The organism is Kitasatospora sp. NPDC034023 (assembly GCF_055575795.1).
Window position 1 is genome coordinate 147,953 of record NZ_JBVIRY010000017.1, and the last position, 19,797, is coordinate 167,749.

Annotated in this window: 18 protein-coding genes; 5 read left to right on the top strand and 13 right to left on the bottom strand. The window is 74.0% G+C overall.

What is annotated here, in order from left to right; translation table 11 throughout:
- Positions 1-104 precede the first annotated feature (104 nt).
- The 4 genes from ACZ52R_RS22895 to ACZ52R_RS22910 form a co-directional block, all read right to left on the bottom strand.
- Entirely contained in the window at positions 105-1,316 is a 1,212-nt protein-coding gene (locus tag ACZ52R_RS22895; RefSeq protein WP_360504793.1) for a ParB/RepB/Spo0J family partition protein, read from the bottom strand.
- On the bottom strand, positions 1,316-1,963 hold the full coding sequence (locus ACZ52R_RS22900; protein ID WP_465625007.1) for a ParA family protein: 648 nt from the start codon (positions 1,961-1,963) through the stop codon (positions 1,316-1,318). The genes ACZ52R_RS22895 and ACZ52R_RS22900 overlap by 1 nt, the downstream gene beginning before the upstream one ends.
- A 475-nt stretch (positions 1,964-2,438) precedes the next feature.
- Complete coding sequence (locus tag ACZ52R_RS22905) at positions 2,439-3,578, bottom strand: serine hydrolase domain-containing protein (RefSeq protein WP_465662922.1); 1,140 nt, start codon at positions 3,576-3,578, stop codon at positions 2,439-2,441.
- 54 nt (positions 3,579-3,632) lie between these two features.
- Positions 3,633-4,349 (bottom strand): effector-associated constant component EACC1, encoded by a 717-nt coding sequence (locus tag ACZ52R_RS22910; RefSeq protein WP_465625011.1) that lies wholly within the window; start codon positions 4,347-4,349, stop codon positions 3,633-3,635.
- A gap of 318 nt (positions 4,350-4,667) precedes the next feature.
- Between ACZ52R_RS22910 and ACZ52R_RS22915 the strand changes: the two genes are divergently transcribed.
- Complete coding sequence (locus ACZ52R_RS22915; RefSeq protein WP_465753992.1) at positions 4,668-5,819, top strand: hypothetical protein; 1,152 nt, start codon at positions 4,668-4,670, stop codon at positions 5,817-5,819.
- A gap of 160 nt (positions 5,820-5,979) precedes the next feature.
- Here the strand turns inward: ACZ52R_RS22915 and ACZ52R_RS22920 are convergent, their stop codons facing one another.
- The 7 genes from ACZ52R_RS22920 to ACZ52R_RS22950 form a co-directional block, all read right to left on the bottom strand.
- Entirely contained in the window at positions 5,980-6,186 is a 207-nt protein-coding gene (locus ACZ52R_RS22920) for a cold-shock protein (RefSeq protein WP_360504783.1), read from the bottom strand.
- Between the two features lie 345 nt (positions 6,187-6,531).
- Positions 6,532-7,734: a CapA family protein gene (locus ACZ52R_RS22925; RefSeq protein ID WP_465753993.1), complete on the bottom strand. Its 1,203-nt coding sequence runs from the start codon at positions 7,732-7,734 to the stop codon at positions 6,532-6,534.
- A gap of 114 nt (positions 7,735-7,848) precedes the next feature.
- A complete protein-coding gene (locus ACZ52R_RS22930; RefSeq protein WP_465625017.1) occupies positions 7,849-8,760 on the bottom strand; it encodes an NAD-dependent epimerase/dehydratase family protein in 912 nt (303 codons plus the stop codon).
- Entirely contained in the window at positions 8,760-9,980 is a 1,221-nt protein-coding gene (locus ACZ52R_RS22935; protein ID WP_465753994.1) for a cytochrome P450, read from the bottom strand. The genes ACZ52R_RS22930 and ACZ52R_RS22935 overlap by 1 nt, the downstream gene beginning before the upstream one ends.
- Positions 9,977-11,479, bottom strand: coding sequence for an AMP-binding protein (locus ACZ52R_RS22940; protein WP_465753995.1), 1,503 nt, complete (start codon positions 11,477-11,479; stop codon positions 9,977-9,979). The genes ACZ52R_RS22935 and ACZ52R_RS22940 overlap by 4 nt, the downstream gene beginning before the upstream one ends.
- Before the next feature lie 121 nt (positions 11,480-11,600).
- Positions 11,601-12,344, bottom strand: coding sequence for a glycosyltransferase family 2 protein (locus ACZ52R_RS22945; RefSeq protein WP_465753996.1), 744 nt, complete (start codon positions 12,342-12,344; stop codon positions 11,601-11,603).
- Entirely contained in the window at positions 12,341-13,354 is a 1,014-nt protein-coding gene (locus ACZ52R_RS22950) for a 3-oxoacyl-ACP synthase III family protein (RefSeq protein WP_465625025.1), read from the bottom strand. The genes ACZ52R_RS22945 and ACZ52R_RS22950 overlap by 4 nt, the downstream gene beginning before the upstream one ends.
- 1,028 nt (positions 13,355-14,382) lie before the next feature.
- Between ACZ52R_RS22950 and ACZ52R_RS22955 the strand changes: the two genes are divergently transcribed.
- The 4 genes from ACZ52R_RS22955 (at position 14,383) to ACZ52R_RS22970 (ending at position 17,952) form a co-directional block, all read left to right on the top strand.
- Positions 14,383-15,219, top strand: a complete 837-nt coding sequence (locus ACZ52R_RS22955) for a DUF4190 domain-containing protein (protein ID WP_465753997.1) — start codon at positions 14,383-14,385, stop codon at positions 15,217-15,219.
- Positions 15,220-15,358: 139 nt separating this feature from the next.
- Complete coding sequence (locus ACZ52R_RS22960; RefSeq protein ID WP_465662908.1) at positions 15,359-16,198, top strand: DUF4389 domain-containing protein; 840 nt, start codon at positions 15,359-15,361, stop codon at positions 16,196-16,198.
- Between the two features lie 126 nt (positions 16,199-16,324).
- The gene (locus ACZ52R_RS22965) at positions 16,325-16,786 is read left to right on the top strand and encodes a hypothetical protein (protein WP_360504768.1); all 462 of its coding nucleotides are present in this window, start codon (positions 16,325-16,327) and stop codon (positions 16,784-16,786) included.
- A gap of 173 nt (positions 16,787-16,959) precedes the next feature.
- Positions 16,960-17,952, top strand: coding sequence for a hypothetical protein (locus ACZ52R_RS22970; protein WP_465753998.1), 993 nt, complete (start codon positions 16,960-16,962; stop codon positions 17,950-17,952).
- Positions 17,953-18,025: 73 nt separating this feature from the next.
- Here ACZ52R_RS22970 and ACZ52R_RS22975 read toward each other — a convergent pair whose 3' ends face one another.
- Positions 18,026-18,886 (bottom strand): patatin-like phospholipase family protein, encoded by an 861-nt coding sequence (locus ACZ52R_RS22975; RefSeq protein ID WP_465753999.1) that lies wholly within the window; start codon positions 18,884-18,886, stop codon positions 18,026-18,028.
- Positions 18,887-19,113: 227 nt separating this feature from the next.
- Entirely contained in the window at positions 19,114-19,716 is a 603-nt protein-coding gene (locus tag ACZ52R_RS22980) for a TetR/AcrR family transcriptional regulator (protein WP_465662905.1), read from the bottom strand.
- Between the last annotated feature and the right edge of the window lie 81 nt (positions 19,717-19,797).

The window sequence follows — 19,797 nt, forward strand, 5'->3', positions numbered from 1 at the left end:
GAGAGGCATGCGATGGAGGCGCCGGTCGGAATGCCCCGCCGGGGCCTCAAAGAGACGTGGTGTCCCGCCTCACCCGATGGGCAAGGCGGGACACCACGCACGTGTCAGCTGCTGGTCGTCAGCAGACGGTTGGCCAGGGCGTCGGCGAGGCGGTAGGCCTCGTCGGCCGAGAGGGTGCGGCAGATGGCGTCTGCCAGTTCCTCGACGTCGTGCCAGTCGACGTTGCCGAGTTCCGTCGACGGAGTGGCGGCCGACGGCGCTTCGTCCGACGACGGGACGACGGCCCGCTGCTCCGGCATCGGGAGCGGCTCGGAATTTTCCGCGGAAAATCGGTCGGTGTCCGTGGCGGGCTCGGCGTCCGGCAGCGGACTGCGCGGAGCAGGCTCCGGCCGAGGTGCGGCGGGGGCCGCGGGCTCCGCCGCAGCCGGTGCCGCCGCCGACGGTGCCGCCTCCGCCACCGGCCGGGCGGCCGGCTGAGCGGTCGGCTGGGCGGCCGGTGCAGATGTGACCACCGGCTGCGGAGCCTGCGCGACGGCAGGAGTGGCCTTGGGCGCGGCCTTCGCCTCCAGCCTCGCCGCCCGCTTGGCCGCCACCGCGTCGGCGTCGGCCTGGAGCAGTTGCTCCAGCTCCGACGTCTGCTGGGCCAGGGACATCTCCTCGATGCCCTTCACCGACCCCAGCCGGCGCGCGACGTTGATGGAGACGCCCTCCTCGCCGCGCGCCTTGGCCCGCACCTGGCGCTGCAGCTCGGGGTGGAGCTTCAGCAGGTTCTTGCGGTGCGAGATCCAGCTCTGGGACCAGCCCTCGGCCTCGGCGGCCTCCTTGGCGGTGGGGTACTGCGCCACGATGAGCAGGACCGCGTTGGCCTCCTCGATCGGGTCGAAGTCCTTGCGCGCCATGTTCTCGTCGAGCGCGGCGCGCAGCAGGGTCGCCTTGGACTCCGCCACCGTGTCGTCGACGACGACGAGCAGCTGCTCGCGCCCGTACAGCTGCGCGGCGGCGCGGCGGCGGTTGCCGTTGACGACGACCACGTCCTGCGGGCCCGCGCCGAGTGCCTGCCGGTCCTCCGGCCACAGCCGCAGGTAGGCGGCCGGGGTGACGGCGAGGCAGCTCTGCAGCTGGCGGTCCTTGATGCTCGCCAGGTCGGAGAGGTCGCCCAGTTCGTCGCGGGGGTTGCGCGGGTTGGGGAGGCAGTTGGCGGTGGGGATCCACCGGGCCGGGGTGTTGTTGGCCGCGGAGTTGGCGCTGTCGACGCCGGGGGCGTCGACGACCGGGTCGGTGGCCATCGAGGCGAAGGAGACGCGACGGCCTGCCATCAGCGGCCTCCGTACCCGAGCTCGAGGGACAGCCGGAAGAAGTCCTCGCGGGCCCGGTAGGCGGTGCCGCTCTCCTTGTACTGGGTGACGACGGTGCCTTCGGCGACCGCCCGCGAGTGGATCTTGTAGCGGCGCAGGACGGTCTTGGCACGCGGCCAGCCCTTCGCCGCGATGTACGCCTCGGTGTCCTCGAGGTCGGCGCGGCCGTCCCGGGGGTCCCAGTTGTTGATGACGATCCGGAAGGGGATGTTCATCGGCTCGATGACCTTCTGGATGGTCCGGGCCGTCGGGTCGAAGCACAGCGGCTCGGTGATCATCGGGACCAGGACGTCATCCGCTATCTCCAGGGCCCGGCGCAGGATCTCCTCGTCGGCCAGGGTGCCCGGCGTGTCGATGAAGATGTGCTCGTACTCGTCCTTCTCGCCGAGGACGTCGAACGTGCACGCCGCGAGGTTGACCGTGGTGGTGGTCTTGCCCACGCCGCCCTTCTGGTTGGCGATGACGTGGATCTTCGCGCCGGTGTTCTTGAGGTGGATCAGCTGTTCGGCATGGTCGTGCGCCGCCATGAAGTCGAAGGGCAGGTTGTCGCCCACTCTCTCCGCCCAGACGACGGCGGACCCCTGGGGGTCGGTGGACACGACAAGCACGGATGGCTTCATGATGTTCCGTTCTCTCCGTGGGCTTCCCGGGCGGACTACCCGGTACTGCGGACGCCCGCCGTTCGAAGTCGTGAACGGCGGACAGGAACAGCATCTCAGAAGATCAACTGGGAGTCTGACGCGACCCGCCTGTGTTTGCGCACAATGGTCGGCTCCCGGGCCTGATTCCGTATCGGATTCCGTACGAGATTCCCTGCCGGAAACCGGTCGTCCCCTCGTGGGAACGACGGTTCGCCCCGGCGATCCGTGTTCGGGGAGCGACCTGCGGGGGAGGGGGGAGTGAACAGGAATCGGTCGCGGCACTCGCCGAATCGCGCACCCGGATAATCAGCAGGAAGTGACGTTCCGGGATTGTGACGGACCGGCAGATCGGAAGCCGCCGGAATTCCCCCGCCGCCGACGACGCGCCGCTGGGGCCGCACAGGCCGCCGGGGATGCGGCGGCCCGGCGGCCCGTCGTGTCCTCAGCCGTCCGCGATGCCCAGCGCCGTGCGGATCTCGGCGGCCAGTCGGGCGTCCAGGCCGCCGGTGGTCATCCGGTTCTTGACGAGGGCGAAGGAGAACCGGTGCGCCGGGTCGGCGAACGCCGTGCTGCCGCCCGACCCGCTGTGGCCGAAGCCGCCCGCCGGACGCACCGGCGGCGAGGAGGCGTCCCCGATCAGGAAGCCGTAGCCCATCGTCCACGGGATGCCCAGCATCCGGTCCACGCCGCTCGCGCGGACCGTGGTCGCCTCCCGCAGGGCCGGTCCCGAGAGCAGCCGCATCCCGTCCAGCTCACCGCCGCCCGCCAGCGCCGCGTACAGCCGGGCGACCGCACGCGCGGTCATCACACCGTTGGCCGGCAGCGGCGTGCGCCGGAAGTCGGCGCGGTTGGCCAGCCCGGCCACGGGGAGCACGGCGCGCGGGGCGCAGACGAAGAACGGAGCTCCGGCCGGGATCCCCTCCAGCCGAGCCGCCCAGCCGCCGTCGTCACAGGTGGCCACCCGCGGCAGCAGGTGCTCTGGGGCGTGGAAGAGCAGGTCGTCGGCGATCCCGAGGGGCCCGGCCAGTTCCTCGCGCAGCAGCTCGTCGCAGCCCCGGCCGGTGGCGCGGCGCAGGATCTCGGCCACCAGCACCCCGTACGTCCAGGCGTGGTAGCCGACCGCGCTGCCCGGCTTCCACAGCGGCTCCTGCCCGGCGAGCCAGGCGGCCGTGGCCGGAAGGTCCAGCAGCCGTTCGGGCGTCACGTCCGCCGGCAGCTGCGGCAGCCCGGCCACGTGGGAGAGCACCTGGCCCAGCGTGATCCGCTCCTTGCCGGCCGCACCGAACTCCGGCCAGTACCGCGCCACCGGGTCCCCGTACGCCAGCACGCCCCGGTCCACCAGCACCGCCACCAGGGCGGCCGCCACCCCCTTCCCGATCGACCAGGCCGGCACCAGCGTGTCCGGCCCCATCGGCCGGTCCCCGGCCCGGTCGGCCGCGCCCGCCCAGGCGTCCACCACCAGCTCACCGTCCAGCCACGCGGCCACCTGCACGCCGAGCTCCGCACCGGAGCCGGTGACCTCCTCCAGGACCGCCTCGACCCGCCGCTGCGCCGCGTTGTCCGGCGCCGTTCCGCTCCCCATCCCGCCCTCGTCCCCCTTCGTCCGCTGCCCGGGCCCCGCGGCTGCGGGGCCGGCTCACGAACTCCAACTCGGCTGACGGCCGGAAGGATCCCGCGCGCAGGCGAGGAAAGGGGTGTACTCGACGACGTAGCGGTGGCCCTGCTGGGAGATCTCCATCACCCGGCCCTTCCAGAGCTTCAGGCTCACCTGCGAGCCGGTCGCCACGGCGTCGTAGAACGCCTGGTCGACCGTGGAGGTGTCGGCGTGGGCCCAATCGCGGGCGATGGTCAGGTCGAAGTCGGTGCCGGTGCCGTCCTTCGTCTGCTTGTCCGTCACCTTCCCGGTCGTCTGCTGGAGACAGTCGCTGCCGGCCACGGCGGCCGGCGTGCAGCAGGTCGTCCCGGGTCCCCTTGGCGAGCCGTCGCAGGACCGGCACCTGCGAAGCCGGGTTGGCCGGGTCCGGGATGGCGGTGATGTGCCGATCAGGATGGCCCGGGAGTCGGCGAACGCGGGTGGTTCGGGCGGCTCACTCATCGTCGTCACCTCGGCCGTCACGTCCGAGCGCCGGGTCCGCAGCCAGACCTCCAGCGCCCTGGCCACCACCGCGCCCGCGCCGCCGGCGCCGAGGGCAACCTCCAGGACCTCATGGACCCCGCCCAACTCCCCGTCGGCGGGCGGGGTCGGGACGGCCCGGACCAGCCCCGCGAGCGCGCGTTCGCGCCGCAGCCAGTCCCACAGCTCCGCCGTCTCCCGCACCTCGTCGCCGCCGGTGATCCTGATCCGCGCGTCCATCGCGCCCCTCCATCGCCTCACGTCCCGGGCACAGGCCTGGGACTCAGCGGGATGATGGCAGGCAGCCGTCGGCCGAGTGGCCAACTTCTGCGGGCCGCCCGGTGACGCGAACGGTCCGGCCGAGCGGGCGAGCGGGATCCGCCGTGCGTTGTCCAGGATCGACGCCTCGCCGCACAATCGTTCGGTAGCCAGGCGCTTTCGGACAGTAGTCGATCGTGTTCCGGACAGACCGTCCGATCTTCGGGAAAGGCGCTCGGCCGGACCGCCACCCTGAGTGCGCCGCGGCCGAGGGAAGGCCCGCGATACCCGGGAGAGCCAGTGCCCGTAACGAAGACCGGCCGGAACGTCGAATCGCTGGTCACCGAGTTGTCCGAAGTCCGCACGCAACTGGACGGGCTCCCCGCCCGGTACCAGGAGATGATCAGCGGACTGCTCGCCTCCGTTCGGGCCGAACTGACCGAGCACCGCGACCGGTTCATCGGAGTCCTGCGCGCCGAGCAGACCGAGGCCGCCAAGCTCCGCAAGGACAACTCCGCGCAGCAGCACCGCATCGAGGAACTCCTCGCCGACCTCGCCCAGGCCCGCCTCGACCTCGCCCAGGCCGGTCACCCCGGCCACCCCGATCGCCTCGGCGCACCAGCCGCGCAGCAGCAGCTGGTGGAACCCGACGCCACCGCGGCGCAACCCGGCCCCGGTGCCTTCGACGAGCAGGACCTCGTCCCCGCCCGCCTCGAGGCCGACGACTCCGTTCCGGGCCCCGCCCCGGACCCGACCACCATCACCACCAGCACGGAGGAACCAGCCATGACCGAGCCCACCCCCCGGCCCGGCGCCGAAGACGTCCCCCCGGCCGTACGCGACTACATCCGGCAGGTTCTGGCCGAGCAACTCCACGCTTCCCCCGCGCCCCAGGAACCGGCCGCCGACACGTCGGCCGCGCCGGAGCAGGCCCGCACCACCACGGCCGGGGCTCCGCTGCGGCCGCCGGCGGGTGGCACCAGCGACCTCATCCCGCCCACGATGGCCTGGCCCGCCCACGTCGCCACCCTGCGCAAGGCCTCGGCCGTCCACAAGCTCGTCATCGCCTGCCACCCGCACACCTGGGACTTCCTCGCCGGTCAGGTCCGCACCGCAGGCACCGACGACCGAAACCCGCACTTCACCGACCCGGCCGGCACCGACCGCGACCAGCGCCGCGACTGGGAACGAGGCGGCACCGACCTCGACAAGCACCCCGACACCGTCCTGTCCGGCCGCAGTGCGGTCGCGCTGCTCAACGCCCTGCACACGACGGTGCACCGGGGCCTGGACGCCGAGCGCAGCATCGAGACGTGGTCGCTGGCCGTGACCGCGTACGAGCGGATCGCCGAGGTCGTCAATGCGACCCGGCCGGGAACGGGCACGCCGGACGGCCCGGACAATCGGCCCCGGGTGGTGCTGGACGACCGCAGCCCCGGCGCGGGCCACTGACGCTGCCGCGCACGCTTCCCGGGCCGGGCCGGGCCGGCGCCCTGCCGCTGCCCGCCCCACAACACGCAGGGGTGTCCTCGAAGCCGTCGGACGGCTTCGAGGACACCCCTGTGCCTTGTGCACGGGCCCTGACCAGGCATTCCGGCCCGGTCGAAGATCCCTAGCTGATACGGGTGACGTTCTCCGCCTGTGGTCCCTTGGGACCCTGCACGAGGCCGTACTCGACGGCCTCGCCCTCGACCAGTTCCTTGAAGCCCGACCCCTGGATCGCGGAGAAGTGGACGAACACGTCCGGGCCGCCATCGTCCTGCTGGATGAAGCCGAAGCCCTTCTCCGCGTTGAACCACTTCACAACGCCTGTTGCCATCGGTGCTGTCCCTCGTCTCAATCCACGGCATGAGAGCCACGCCGACCGCAGCCTCAGCTCGGCTCCGGCACCTGATCATTCTCCTCCCGACGCGGTCTCGAACCAAGCGGGACCGCCGGTGTCGGCGGCCGGGTTGGTGCGGGCGGAGCAGTCGTCGACCTCCGGGCCCGTGCCGCCCGGCACCGGGACGCCGATCCCGCACCGTCGATCCGTGGCTCTCGGGTTCGAATGCCGTCCGCCGTCGGTGTGAACACCACCTCCGGAACTCGGTCGCTTCAGTAGCTGAAAGGCTCATCCACTCCACCCTGCCGGAAAGCAATAGCGGCCCGCGGGCCGTCACCGGGTTCAGGGGACCATGGCCAGCCCCGACGTGGCGGCGCCCCGGCTGAGCACCGCCGAGCGGATGTGCTCCAGGGCCCGGGCGTAGTCGGCGCGGCCGGGGTTGCGGCGGGCGGCCTGGCGTAGGTCGAGGACGCGGTAGGGCGGCCCTAGGTCCGTCACCTGGGGGATGAACTCGGCCTTGGCGACCGTCCACCGCTGCCCCTGCGCGCCCGGCGGGGTGAGGGTGAACCGGGCGATGGAGCTCCAGTTGCCGCGTGGATCCTCGGCGCCGTCGTAGGTGAACATGTGCCCGGCGAGCTGGTCGCCGAGGCCGTACACCGTCCAGGTGTCGTTGATCTTCTCGTAGGCCTGCGGGATGTGGGCGTGGGTGCCGAGGATCAGGTCGATGTCGGGCCGGCCCGCGCCCTGCCCGGCGGCCAGTTCGCGGGCCAGCGTGAGCTGCTGGTCGTTCGGCGCGTCCTGCCACTCGGTGCCCCAGTGGATGCTCACCACCACGAGGTCCGCACCGCTCGCCCGGGCGGCGCGCGCGTCGGCGAGCATCCGGTCCCGGTCGATCAGGTTCACCGCCCAGGGCCGGCCTGTGGGCAGCGGGATTCCGTTGGTGCCGTAGGTGTAGGCGAGGTGCGCGACGGTGGCGCCGCCGGCCCGGAGCAGCGCGGGCCTTCCGGCCTCGGCCTCGTCGCGGGCGGAGCCGGTGTGCGCCAGGCCCACGGCGTCCATGGCGTCGAGCGTGCGCCGGATGCCGTCCGGGCCGTCGTCGAGGGTGTGGTTGGAGGCGGTGTCACAGGCGGTGTAGCCGGCGTCCTTGAGGGCGGCAGCGACCTGCGGCGGAGATTTGAACGCCGGGTAGCCGGTGAACGGCCCGCCGTCGGCGCCGTAGACGGTCTCCATGTGGCAGATGGCGAGGTCCGCGCCGCTGATCAGCGGTTTGACGTCGGCGAACATCGGGCGGAAGTCGTATCCGTCCCCGCCGGCGTCCTCCTTGGCCTGCCGGATGATCTCGGTGTGCGGCAGCACGTCGCCGGTGGCGACCAGGGTGAACGCCCGCGGCCCGGTCGGGGACGGGGTGGCGGTGGCACCGGCGGGCGCAGCGACGGTGGGGCTCCGGCCGGCCGCCGACGGCGCCGTCGGGGAGCCGCAGCCTGCGGGGGCGAGGAGCAGCGCGACGGCCATGGTGACGGCCGGTCGGCGGGGCAGACGCATCATCGTCTCGTCTCATGATCGGAAGGTGTCATCGGCCTTCCGACTATGCGACGCCCCGGCCGCTCCCCCTCGACCCCACGCCGACGGACCCGTCGGGGCGCTGTCCCTTCGGCCCGATCAGCGGTCGAGGCGGGGGCAGCGGTAGTCGGCGAGGCCGTGGGCGGGGTGCCAGCCCTGGGCGTGGGCGCGGGTGAGGTCGAGGACGACGCCGCGGGTGAGGAGGTCGACGGTGTAGGGAGTGAGGCCGGGGACGCGGCCGGTGCGGGCGGCGATGCGGGCAAGAGGGGCGGGGAGGTGGGCGATGCGGGCGGGGAGGCGGTGGGCGGTGAGGACGTGGCGTAGGGCGTCGTCGCGGCGGTAGGGGGTGGCATCGGCGATGTTGTAGGCGCCGGGCGGCCAGGGCGGGGTGCCGGTGAGGCCGAGGGCGGCCAGGCAGGCGTCGGTGAGGTTGGCGACGGCGGTCAGGCTGAGCGGGATGTCGGGGCCGGGCAGTGGCAGCACGCCGTGCCGAGCGCGGGCGAGCAGTTGCGGGACGAGGTGGGGGTCGCCGTACCCGTAGACGGCGCGGGGGCGCAGGACGACGGCGCCGGCCGCGAGGGCGAGTCGTTCGGCGGCGGCCTTGGTGCGCCCGTAGGCGTTGAGGTGGCCGGCGGTGGTGGGGTGGTCCTCGGTGAGGGCGGGTGTTGTTCTCCCGGTGGTGCGCGGGTCGTAGACGCTGGCGCTGCTGACGTGGACGAGGGGGCGGCCGGCGGCGGCGCGCAGGACGCGCTCGGTGCCGGTGACGTTGACGGCGTGCTGGTGGGCTTCGGCGGGGTGACCCGGGGGCAGGTCGGCGACGGCGGCGGCACAGTGGACGACGAGGTCGGCGCCGGTGAAGTCGGGTTCGCCCGCGGTGGCGTCCCAGGGGGAGTGGCGGCCGACCGGGCCGGGGCGGCGGCCGTGGCAGGTGACGTCCAGGCCCAGGGCGGCAGCGGTGCGGGCGAGGTGGGCGCCGCAGAAGCCGGTCGCGCCGGTGATCGAGACGCGCATCAGGGCCTTCCCCGTCGGAGGGTGAGTTCGGCGTAGCCGGGCAGGGCGGATCGGCAGTCGACCCGGGCGCGGGTGACGACCGGCCGGTGAGGAGCCAACGCGAGGAGCACGTCGGCGAGTTGGGTGCGGGCCAGGCCCGCACCGGGGCAGGCGTGCGGTCCGGCGCCGAAGACGGCCTGGGCGGCGGCCGGGTCGGTGGCGTGGGCGGCGGGCTGGGCGGCTGGATCGGTGGCGTGGCCGGCGGACGGGTCGTAGGCAGGGGTGCGGAGGTGGGCCCCGGCGGCGTGCCGGGCGACCAGGATCAGCCGGTCGCCGGCCCGTACGGGGTGCCCGGCGAGCGTGGCGTCGGCGGCGGCGACCCGGGGCAGCAGCGGGGACGGCGCGGTCAGGCGCAGGAGTTCGGCGGCCAGGCGCGGCGCGGTCGCCTCGCTCACGGCCGGCCAGAGCCCGGCGTCGGCGCACCAGGCGACCGCCCGGGGCAGGGCGGCCACGGTGGTGTTCACGGCGGCGACGGCCACCATGGCGTCGCGCGCGTCGGGTAGCAGGGCGGTGAGCCGGGCCGCGGCGTCGGCCGTGCCCGGGCCGCCGCGGCGGAGGCGCAGGCGGAGACGGGGGCCGGGAAGGTGGTCGCGGGCGGCGTGGGCGGCGGCCTCGGCCGCGGCGTGGGCGAGCTGGTGCGGGCAGCCCGTCGCGCCGGTCAGGGCGGCGGTCGTGACACCGGCCAGTTCGCGGGCCAGGGCGACGAGTTCGAGCTCGCCGTCGGCCAGGTCCGGGATCCGTCTGGTGAGCAACGCCTGCCAGTGGGGGCGGATCCGCTGCTGCGCGGCGGCGTTGAGCCCGCCGGCCAGGGTGCGGCGGGCGACGCGGTGCTCGGCGCCGTCCTGGTCGAACAGGAGGCCGCCGTCGGTGAGTTCGGCCGCCGCGCCGCCGGTGGTGCCGGGTGCGGTGCGGTCCAGCGGCACCCGAGTGAGTGCCTCGCGGTAGGCCTCGCCGCCGTGCACGAGCACGGTTCGGCCGAGCCGGACCGCCGGGCGGCGGCGGGTGGCGGCGAGCAGGGCGAAGAGCACCGGGTGGCTGCGCAGGTAGACCCGGCGGTCGCGGCGGCGGGCCCGGCGGGCGGCGGCGGGTGGGGGCATCGGACGGGTTGGCTGGTCGGACGGCGGCTGGGTCGGCTGGTCGGTCGGCTGGTGGGTCGGCTGGTGGGTCGGCTGGTGGGTCACCGGGCCAGCTCCCGGGCGCAGTGCGCGGCGGCCGCCGCGCGGTCGGGCTTGCGGGAGCGGCCGGCGAGCGGGACCTCGCCGAACAGGACGGCGTCGGGCCGGGCCGCGCTCATCCGGTCGAGCGGCCGACGCAGGTCCTCGCGCAGCCGTCGCGGGTCGGTGCCCGGGGCCGGCTGGACCAGGGCGACCAGCCGCTCGTCGCCGTCCCCGGCCGGCACGCCGACCAGGACGGCGAGTTCGACACCCGGCAGGTGCAGCGCGGGTTCGTACAGGCCGGGGTAGATGTTCTCGGCGCGGCGCAGCACCATGTCCTTGAGGCGTCCGGCGAGCACGATGCGGCCGTCCGGGGTGAGGGCGGCGCGGTCGCCGGTGCGCACCCAGGGGTCGGGCTCCTCGCCGAGGTAGCGGTGCCGGGCGCCGGGGCCGGTGAGCAGCAGTTCACCGCCGGTGCCGGTGCCGGTGTTGGTGTCGATGCGGGCGCGGACGCCGGGCAGGGGTGCGCCGACCAGGTCGCCGTCCCCGCCGTGGGCACTCTTGTCCGCCTCCTCGACCGCGGCGGCGGGGAACAGTTCGGTCAACGCGTAGACGCTCCAGGCCTGGTGGGCGCCGGACTGCTTGACGCGGCGCAGCAGGCCGGCGTCGGCGGGGGCGGAGCCGGTCCAGACCCGGCCGGTGAAGCGGGCCCCGGCGGCGAGGGCGGCGCGCAGCTGCGGCGGGGTGAGATAGGTGTGGGCGGGGGCGAGCCGGGCGAGCTGGCGGCCGAGCGCGGCGGGGCGACGGGCGGGCAGGACGACGGCGGCGCCTGCGGCGAGTGCCGGGACGAGGACGAAGAAGGTCCCGCCGAGGACGACCGTCCCGGGGCGCGGGTCGACCAGGTCGGCGACGGTGCGCAGCCCGGCGGCCAGGCCGTCCCGGGTGTGCACGACGGCGCGCGGGCGGGCGGTGGTGCCGGAGGTGAAGACGATCACCGCGTCTCCGTTGCGGTCGTCGTCGTCGCCCGGCGGGGGAGCGGTGGGCGGGGCGGTACCGGCCGGGCGCAGGCGCGGTGCGCAGCCGGGCAGCCGGCGGCCCAGGGTGGCGACCGGCCCGAGCGCGGCGAGGCAGGGCAGCGCCAGGTCGGCGCGGCGGGCGAAGGGCCCGGCCCAGCCGGCCACGGCCTGGGCGGCCGCGTCGGCGAGGACGAGATCGGGGCGGGCCAGGGCGAGCCGGGCGGCGAGCACGTCGGGCCCGGCGGTCGGGTCGAGGACGGCGATGCGCAGGCCCAGCCGGTGTGCGGCGAGCATGACGGCGAGCGCGCGCGGCCCCGGGCGGACGGCGACGCCGACGGTCGCGCCGGGGCCCAGGCCGTGGGCGTGCAGCGCGGCGGCGTAGCCGTCGGCCAGGTCGGCGAGTTCGCCGCGGCGGATCACCGGTCGGATGGCGCCGGTTCGGGTGTGGCGCAGGACGGCGGGCCGGTCGGGGTGGTCGGTGCGCAGGACGTGGGCGAGGCGGTCGAGCACGGCAGGGGCTGCTTTCGGGGCGCGGGATCGGCAGGACGGACGTCGGGACGGCGTACGTCGGGGCGGCGGAAACCGCCGGTCACCAGCAGTCATCGGCTATCGCCGACTGTCACCGGCCGGTTCAGCGGACGTCGACGGGGCGCGGGCCGGCGCCGCGTTCCAGGTACCAGCGGGCGGTGCCCACCACGCCGTACGCGCGGATCCGCCGGGTGGAGTTCTGCACCACCATGTCGCGGCGGCGCACCACCGCCGTGGTGTGGCGGCGGACCGTGTTGAGGAACGCCCGGTCGGTGGGGGAGGGCCGGCGGGGCATGCCGCCGACGGCCAGGTACAGCTCGGCGGTGATCGCCATGTTGTTGCCCGCGTGCATCCGGTACGGCGTCAGGTAGCCGTGCCGGCGGCGGTGGGCGGGCCGGATCCGGCCGAAGAAGGCGCCGAGCGCGACCAGGACCAGGAACACCGCGCGCCCGGCCGGCCCGTGCTCGTCGCGGCGGGCGGTGACCCGGCCGCAGACCAGGCCGCCGGAGGCGACCAGAGCGGCCCGGGCCGCGGCCGTCCAGCCGGGTTCGGGCAGGCAGTCCGCGTCGGTGCGGGCGAGCAGGGCGGCGCCGCGGGCGATGGCGTGGCGGAAGGCGGTGTCCACCGCCGAGCCGACGCCCTTGTCCGGCTCGACCACCACCTCGACCGGGAACGGCGCGTGGGCGGCGAAGGCGCGGACGGCGGCGACGGTGCCGTCGGTGGAGCCGTTGTCGGCGACGAGCAGGGTGAAGTCGCGGTCGCGCTGGGCGGCGAGGGCGCGCAGCACGCCCCCGATCCGGGCCTCCTCCTGGAAGGCGGGGACCACCACCCACAGGTCGGTCCTCACGATGCCTCCCAGACCACGGCCATCAGGCTGACGCCGCCGCCGAGCCCGACCAGCAGGACCTTGTCGCCGGGCGCCAACGTGCCGCGAATCCGGTCGAGTTGCACGCCCAGCGTGGCGCTGGCGATGTTGCCGAGCTCCGGCACGGTGAGCACCAGCTTCTCCGGCGGCACCCCGGTCAGCTCGACGAAGCGCTCCAGGTACGGGACCGTCACCTGGTGCACCAGGACCCGGGCGTAGTCGTCCCAGCCGAGGCCGGTGCGGGCGGCGAGCCGGGCCAGGACGGCGGGGCCGATCTCCTCGAAGATGCCGCGCAGCTCCTTGCCGCCGCCCCGGAAGTAGCTGTGCTCGTCGCCGCGCGGGTGCCGGGAGCCGCCGCCGGGGATGCCGCCGGCCTCCCAGTGCTCCGAGGCGGTGGCGGTCTCGACCTCCAGGATGCCGCCGTGCTCCACGGCCTCGACGACGACGGCCGCCCCGGCGTCGCCGAAGGTGTAGCCGGCGAAGCCGTCCCGGACCTCCTGCGGGGAGGACGGCGTGCGGCGCATCGCCCGGCTGGGCGTCTCGCCGGTGACGACCAGCGCGCGCCGGGCCCGTCCGGCCAGGATCATCGCGCGGGCCAGGTCGATCCCGTTGAGGAAGCTGTTGCAGGCGTTGCTGACGTCCAACGCGTGCGCCCGCGTGCCGAGTTCGGCCTGCACGATGTGCGCGGTGGCCGGCTCGCACACGTCCCGGGTGGCGGAGGCGAACAGCAGCAGGTCCACGTCTTGCGGCTGCAGCCCGCGAGCGGCGAGCGCGCGCCGCGCCGCGCCGACGGCAAGGGTGGAGGCGAACTCGTCGTCGCCGGCGAAGTGCCGGGTGCGGATGCCGGTCGCCTTCTCGAACATCCGCTCCGGCAGGGCCAGTCGGCCGCCCGCGGTGACCTCGTCCTGGAGCTGCCCGGAGGTGAGCCGGCGGGCCGGCAGATGGGAGCCGACGGCGGTGATGCCGATCCTCGGTATCGCTGCTGGTTGCATGCCCCCATGCTCCGGCCGGACCCGGCCGCCCGGCCTGAGTACGGGTACTCAGCCAGGCCCGACCGCCTACCCGACCGGGCCTGGGCAACCCGCCGCATCCCGCCCCCGGGCAGCGGGGGACCGCCGTTCACAGTACGTTCGGTCGTGGCCTTCTCCATCGGATCCCTTCCATGGCCGGCCGCTGATTGTCGCGCCCGTGGTGCTGAACTGAGTGATCGGCAGGCGCTGTGGCAAGCCGCGCCGATATGACGCTTCGCTGTCAGTCGTGCGCGGATTGCGAAGCGTTGTTCAGTGTGGCGGCGGGCGGATGGCATGGATACGACGTCGCTGCCGTCATGGCGGCGTCGTCACGAGTAGCTGGTTCGCCTCATCCGGCTCGACGCGACCACGCTGAACCACGCCGCGCTCTACCTCCTCGCGGGCGCCGCGCTCACCGGGCTCGGCTTCCACGGGGTCAACCGCCGCGCTACCTGACCGGTCGGGCGCCGACGAACCTCGCCTGCGGGTCCTGGGTCGGGCTGCGGACCGCGGTGTGGGGGCCGTTTCCGGGCACCTGTATGTTGATCACGCGCCGGCCCTGGTGGTGTCCCGTCCCGGGGGTGCCGGCGTGCGGGTGCGGCCCGGGCTGGTGACCGCTCACGCGGGGAGGCCGGGGCCGCCGTCGCCGGGGCGTCAGGAAGACCTCGACCCGGGGCTGGACGGCCGCTCGTCATCTGAACGTTCTCGAAGGATCCCGTATGACCGTTTCCGTCCCGCCCGACAGCCCGCAGTCTGCTGAGGGGTCGGCCGACAGCAGCCCGCAGTCTGTCGAGGGGCCGGCCGACAGCAACCCGTGGGCGCCGCCGGACCCGGGTCAGGGCAAGTCTCCGGCGCCGGGCGGGGCCACGGTCCCTGCGCCTACGCCTACGCCTACGCCTGCGTCTGCCGTCGCGACTGCTGCCGTACCTGCCGCGGCCCCCGGCGAGGTCCCGGCCCCTGCCGCTGCCCCCGGGCAGGCCCCGGGTGTGCCGTACTGGCCGCCGTATCCGATGCCGGCGCCGCAGCCCCGCAACGGCCTGGGCACCGCGGCGATGGTGCTCGGGATCGTCGGTACGGTCCTCGGCCTCGCCGTCGTCCTGTTCTGGCTGTCCTGGCTGCCGGCCCTGCTCGCCGTGGTCTTCGGTGCCATCGGCCTGGGCCACGTGCGCAAGGGCGTGGCGACCAACCGGGCGATGGCGCTCGCGGGCGTGATCCTGGGTGTCACCGGCCTGTTGGTCTCGGTCGGTGCCGGGGCGTTCGTCGTGGTACGGGTGCAGGCGGTCAACGAGGAGCGGCGGGCGGAGGCGGATGCCGCACGCGCTCGCGCCGAGGCCGCGATCCAGGCCGCCCGGGAACGGGCGGCGAAGGAGAAGGAGCGGGTCGAGGCCGAGCAGAAGAGGGTCGAGGCCGAGCGGGAGAAGGCGGCCGCGGACGAGCGGGCCCGGCGCCTGTCGTTCGGCCAGTCCTACACGTACGGGGACGGGCTGAAGGTCACGATGGCCGCGCCGGTGCCGTACGTGCCGAGCGAGACGGTGTTCGAGGCCCCCAAGAACGCCAGGATCATCCAGGTGAAGATCACCGTCGTCAACACCGGATCCCAGGAGCTCTCCCTGTACGGATCGGGCATGCCGTTCGTCAGGGACGCCAAGGGCGGCCTCGTCTACTCGCTGATCGACGGGAGCAACCGGCTGAAGGTCCTCGCCGGCTCCCTGTCGCCGGGCCAGGAGGCGACCGGCCTGTCCGCGTACGCCCTGCCGATCGGCGCGGCGGATCCCTTCACCGTCGAGTTCAACTACGGCTCCGGGCTGCAGCGCAAGAACGTCATCTGGTCGGGCTCGCCCGACTGACCCGGCCCCGCAGGTTGCGAAGCGCTGACCCGTCCGGCGCAGCGTGGCGCGCGGGCCGGGCGGGGTGCTGCGATCTTCGGAGGACGCCCGGCCGCGTCCGACCTCCGGGCCCCGTCGTCCCGAGACCGTGGAGGCCCGGATGTGGCAGGCACCCCCCGCCCCCGTCAGCCGTGAGTGGCTCCCGGTGCTGGACATGCCGGCGGCCGGTGCACAGAACCGTTGGACGGTGCTGCTGCGCGTGCTGCTGCTGATCCCCCAGTTCGTGGTGGTGTGGGTGCTGTCGGTGGTGGCGTTCTTCGTCGCCGTCATCGGCTGGTTCGGCGCGCTGGTGCTCGGTCGGCTGCCCGGCTTCGCGGTGGACTACCTCACCGCGTTCGTTCCGTACGAGACCCGCTTCGCCGCCTACCTGATGCTCACCGTGGACCGCTACCCGCCGTTCCGGTTCGACGCCCCCGACCACCCCGTGCAGGTCGGACTGCGGCCGGGCGAGCTGAACCGGCTCGCCGTCCTCTTCCGCATCATCCTCGTCATCCCCGCCGCGATCGTGCAGGGCCTGCTGTACGCGGGCTGGTGGATGGTGTCGTTCGTGATCTGGCTCGTGGTGCTGGTCCTCGGCCGGATGCCGCAGCCGCTGTACGAGGCGACGACCGCGATCCTGCGCTACCGGATGCGCTGCACCGCCTACTTCGTGATGCTCTCCTCCGCCTACCCCAAGCGCCTGTTCGGCGAGGAGCCGGGCAGCGAGCCGGACGGCCCGGTGTCGGCCACCCGCCCGCTCGTCCTGAGCGGCGCCGGACGCGGCCTGCTCGTCGTCTTCATCCTCCTCGGCGTGGTCTCCTGGGCGACGAGCTCGATCACCACCTCGGTGAACTCGGACGACGGCGCCGACGACACCACCAACCCGACCCAGCACGTCATCGCCCCCCTCGTGCCGGGCCCCGCCGACCGCGCGTTCCGGAACCCGACGGGCCGGTCGTAAGCCGCTGGTAGCTGCTCGCAGCCACTGGTAGCCGGTCGTAGTCGCTGGTAGCCGTTCGTTTCACGGGGATCGGGGCAGCGCCGTACGGGTGGTCGGCCGGCTCGTGATCTTCGCTAGCCTGAGCGAATGACCGACAAATTGGTGAACCGTTACCGCCAGGCCGTGGAACCGCTCTTGGAAGCGGGCGAGCGGACGCTGGACGTGGCTACCGTCTACCCGGTGGCCGGGGCCAAGGGCCTGGGGGACGGGGCGGGCGCGAAACTCGGGAACAGGCTGGCGAGGGTCGGCGCGGTCGCGGGCGAGACGGGCAGCCTGGCGCACGGCTTCCCGACCGGTGCCGGTACGGCGATCCACAAGCTGCTCGTGGTCACCGACCGGCGCGTCGCGTTCGTCTCGGCGCGCGACATCCGGAAGGCCGGCGAGGTGTTGTGGCACGTACCGCGCCACCTGGTCACGCGGATCGAACGCCGTCCGAGGCTGCAGGCGATGGCCCGGTTCCGGCTGCACTTCGCGGACGGATCGGCGGTCGCGGCTCTCACCCCGAGGCGGCGCACCATCGAGGCCCTGGCGGACCAGCTGGGACGGTAGGCAGGGCACAGGCCCAGCGGGTTGAAGGGGGGCCGAACACCTCCCGGCTGCCGGTGGACTCTTCACCCTGGCCGCCCCCGCGAAGGCATCGACTTTCCGTTATCGATGCCGGGCCTTCCGGATCTCCTGGGCATCGCGGCCTGATCGGCCGAAGGGCGCAGGAAAGGTTCGCAGTGAGCAATCGTTGGATGGGACACCGCTTCCTCTGGGCCTGTTCCCTCGTGCTGGCCGTCGGTTCGATCGCCCTGCTCGTGCTGCCTGCGCGAAGCTCGTCCGCGAACTCCGCGAACTCCGCGAACTCCGCGAACTCCGCGAACTCCGCGAACTCCGCGAACTCCGCGAACTCCGCGAACTCCGCGCACACCGAGCACTCCGGAATGCCGGGTATGGACCACGGCACGACGGCGACACCCGGCGTGACCGGCGCAGCGGGGATGCCCGGCATGCCGGCCGGAGAGGGGCTCGCCGCCGAGAGCGACGGCTACCGCCTCGACTCGCGGGCCACCGGACTCCCGGCCGGCCAGGCGGTGAGCTATCCGTTCACCGTCGTCGGGCCGGACGGAAAGCCGGTCACCGACTTCGCCGAAGTCCAGGGCAAGCAACTGCACTTCTATGCGATCCGCTCGGACCTCACCGGCTACCAGCACCTTCACCCCACGATGGCCGCCGACGGCACCTGGGCCGCCGACCTGGCTGCCCTCGAACCGGGCGACTGGCGGCTGTACGCCTCCTTCACACCGAACACCGGCCCCCGCAAGGGCAGCGAATTCGTCCTCAGCCGCACCGTGACGGTGCCCGGCGACGCGGCCCCGGCGCTTCTGCCCGCCGTCACCGACAGCACCACGGTCGACGGGTACACCGTCGCCGTCCGGGGCGACCTGACGGCCGGTCGGGCAGGCCCGCTCACCGTCACGATCAGCGAGGACGGCCGACCGGTCACCGACCTGCAGCCGTACCTCGACAGCTACGCCCACCTCAGCGCCTTCCACGAGGGGGACCAGGCGCTGGCCCACCTCCACCCCATCACCCGCGTCAACGGGGATCACGGCGGGCCGACGCTGACCTTCTACGCCCTGCTCGGCAGGCCCGGGAACTGGCGGGTCTTCCTGCAGTTCCAGACCGACGGACGCGTGCACACCGCGGTCCTCACGCTGCGCGTCGGCTGACGCTCCAGCCGTCGGTGCCGCAGGGCGGGGCGGCGGCCCGATCGGTTGGCGTCGCCGTTATCCGCCCCGCCGCTCACTCCCCGGTCGTGCGCCGCGCCGGCCAGGTGCGGGCGAGCGAGGCGGCGAGGGCCGTGCCCTGCCGGTGGCCGGCGCGGGCGGCGGCGGGGCGCCGGGCGTTGGCGGTCAGGTCGCGTCCCATGGCGCGGCGGGCGTCGGTGTCAGGGGTGATCAGGGTGGTGCGCGCGCCGGCGGCGCGCAGTTCCATTGTCTGCTGCTGGGCGCTGGGGTGCGGCCCGACAGCGGTGGGCACGGGCGAGACGGCCAGCACCTGCCGGTGGCCGGCGGCCAGTTGGAGGTTGCCGGTGGAGCGGGTGCCGCCGTCGATCCATCGTCGCCCGAGGGCGGTGGTGGGCGGCCAGACCAGCGGGACGGCGCAGCTGGCGGCGACCGCGTCGGCGAGGTCGAGGCCGGAGCCCGCGTCGAAGGCTTCGACGCTGCCGGTCTCCGCGTCCACGGCGGTGATGCGCAGCGTCGTCTGCGCGGGCCAGGCGGTGGCGTCGCGCAGCAGGGTGCGTACGGTGTCGTGGAGGTCGTGGGCGGGGGTGGTGCGCGCGGTCAGGGCGGCGTGGCCCAGGCGCCGGACGGAGCGTTCCGGGTCGCGGGTGGCGAGGGCCGCCCACAGGAAGCGCAGGGTCTGTGCGGCGGTGACACCCATCTCGACCCGGTCGAGGCCGGCCAGTTGACGTGCGTACAGGTCGCGGGCGGGTTCGCCGCTCGCGAGGCGGGCGCCGAAGACGGCTCCGGCCGAGGTGCCGATGACGGTGTCGGCGGCCGTCAGGTCGATTCCGCCGTCGGCGAGGCCCGCGAGTACGCCGGTCAGCCACGCACCGCCGACCGGTCCGCCGCCGCCCAGCACCAGCGCCGTCCCGTTCATGGCACTCCTCTCCCCTGGCCGCGAATCGGGGACTGATCCCCGTTTCACCTTGAGTGTGAGGGTACACCGGCAGCGGGCGGCGCACGTTGGCCCCGCCTTGCGGGCCCCGATCGGGTGTCAGTGGCGGGTTTCGATTGCCGTAGCCGTAGCCGTAGCCGTAGCCGTAGCCGTAGCCGTAGCCGTAGCCGTAGCCGTAGCCGGGCCCGCCGGGGCCTTCGCGGAGCGGGTCAGTTGCCCGGGTGGGAGGCTGCCCAGCCGTGTTCGAGGAGTGCGAAGGCTTCGTCGGCGGCTCGGCGCGGTTCGGCGTGGCGCAGGATGAGGCCGCGGGCTTCGAGGGCGAAGCGGGCCAGGGCGGCGCAGCTGACGTCGTCCTCGGGTGCGCCTACGGCCTCGGCGATGGCCCGGGTCAGGGCGGCTTCGTGGCGGGTCCACATGCGGTGGGCGTAGTCGCGCAGTGCGGGGGTGTCCTCCACCAGGCGGGTGAAGTCGGCGAATCGCGGGTCCGCGGCGTGGATGGAGAGCTGGGTCTGCTTCAGCAGGAGGTGCTCGCGCAGCGCCTGCGGGATGGACCGGCCCGGGGGGCGTTCGCGTACGGCGGCGACGAGGGATGCTTCCAGGTCGTCGTCCTGGTCGAAGACCAGGGCTTCCTTGCCGGAGAAGTGCTTGAACAGGGTGGTCACCGAGACGTCGGCGGCGTCGGCGATGTCCTTGACGCCGACCTGGTCGTAGCCGTGTTCGAGGAAAAGCTCGAGTGCGGCGTCGGCCAGGGACTGGCGGGTCTGGGCCTTCTTGCGCTCGCGGCGCCCGGTCGGTTCGGTCGGTTCGGTCACTCGCCCACCGTACCCCATAGTGCATCCACTGCAAAAGTTTAGTCATTGCGCTTTTTTAGTGAGTGTGGTTTCTTGGTGGTG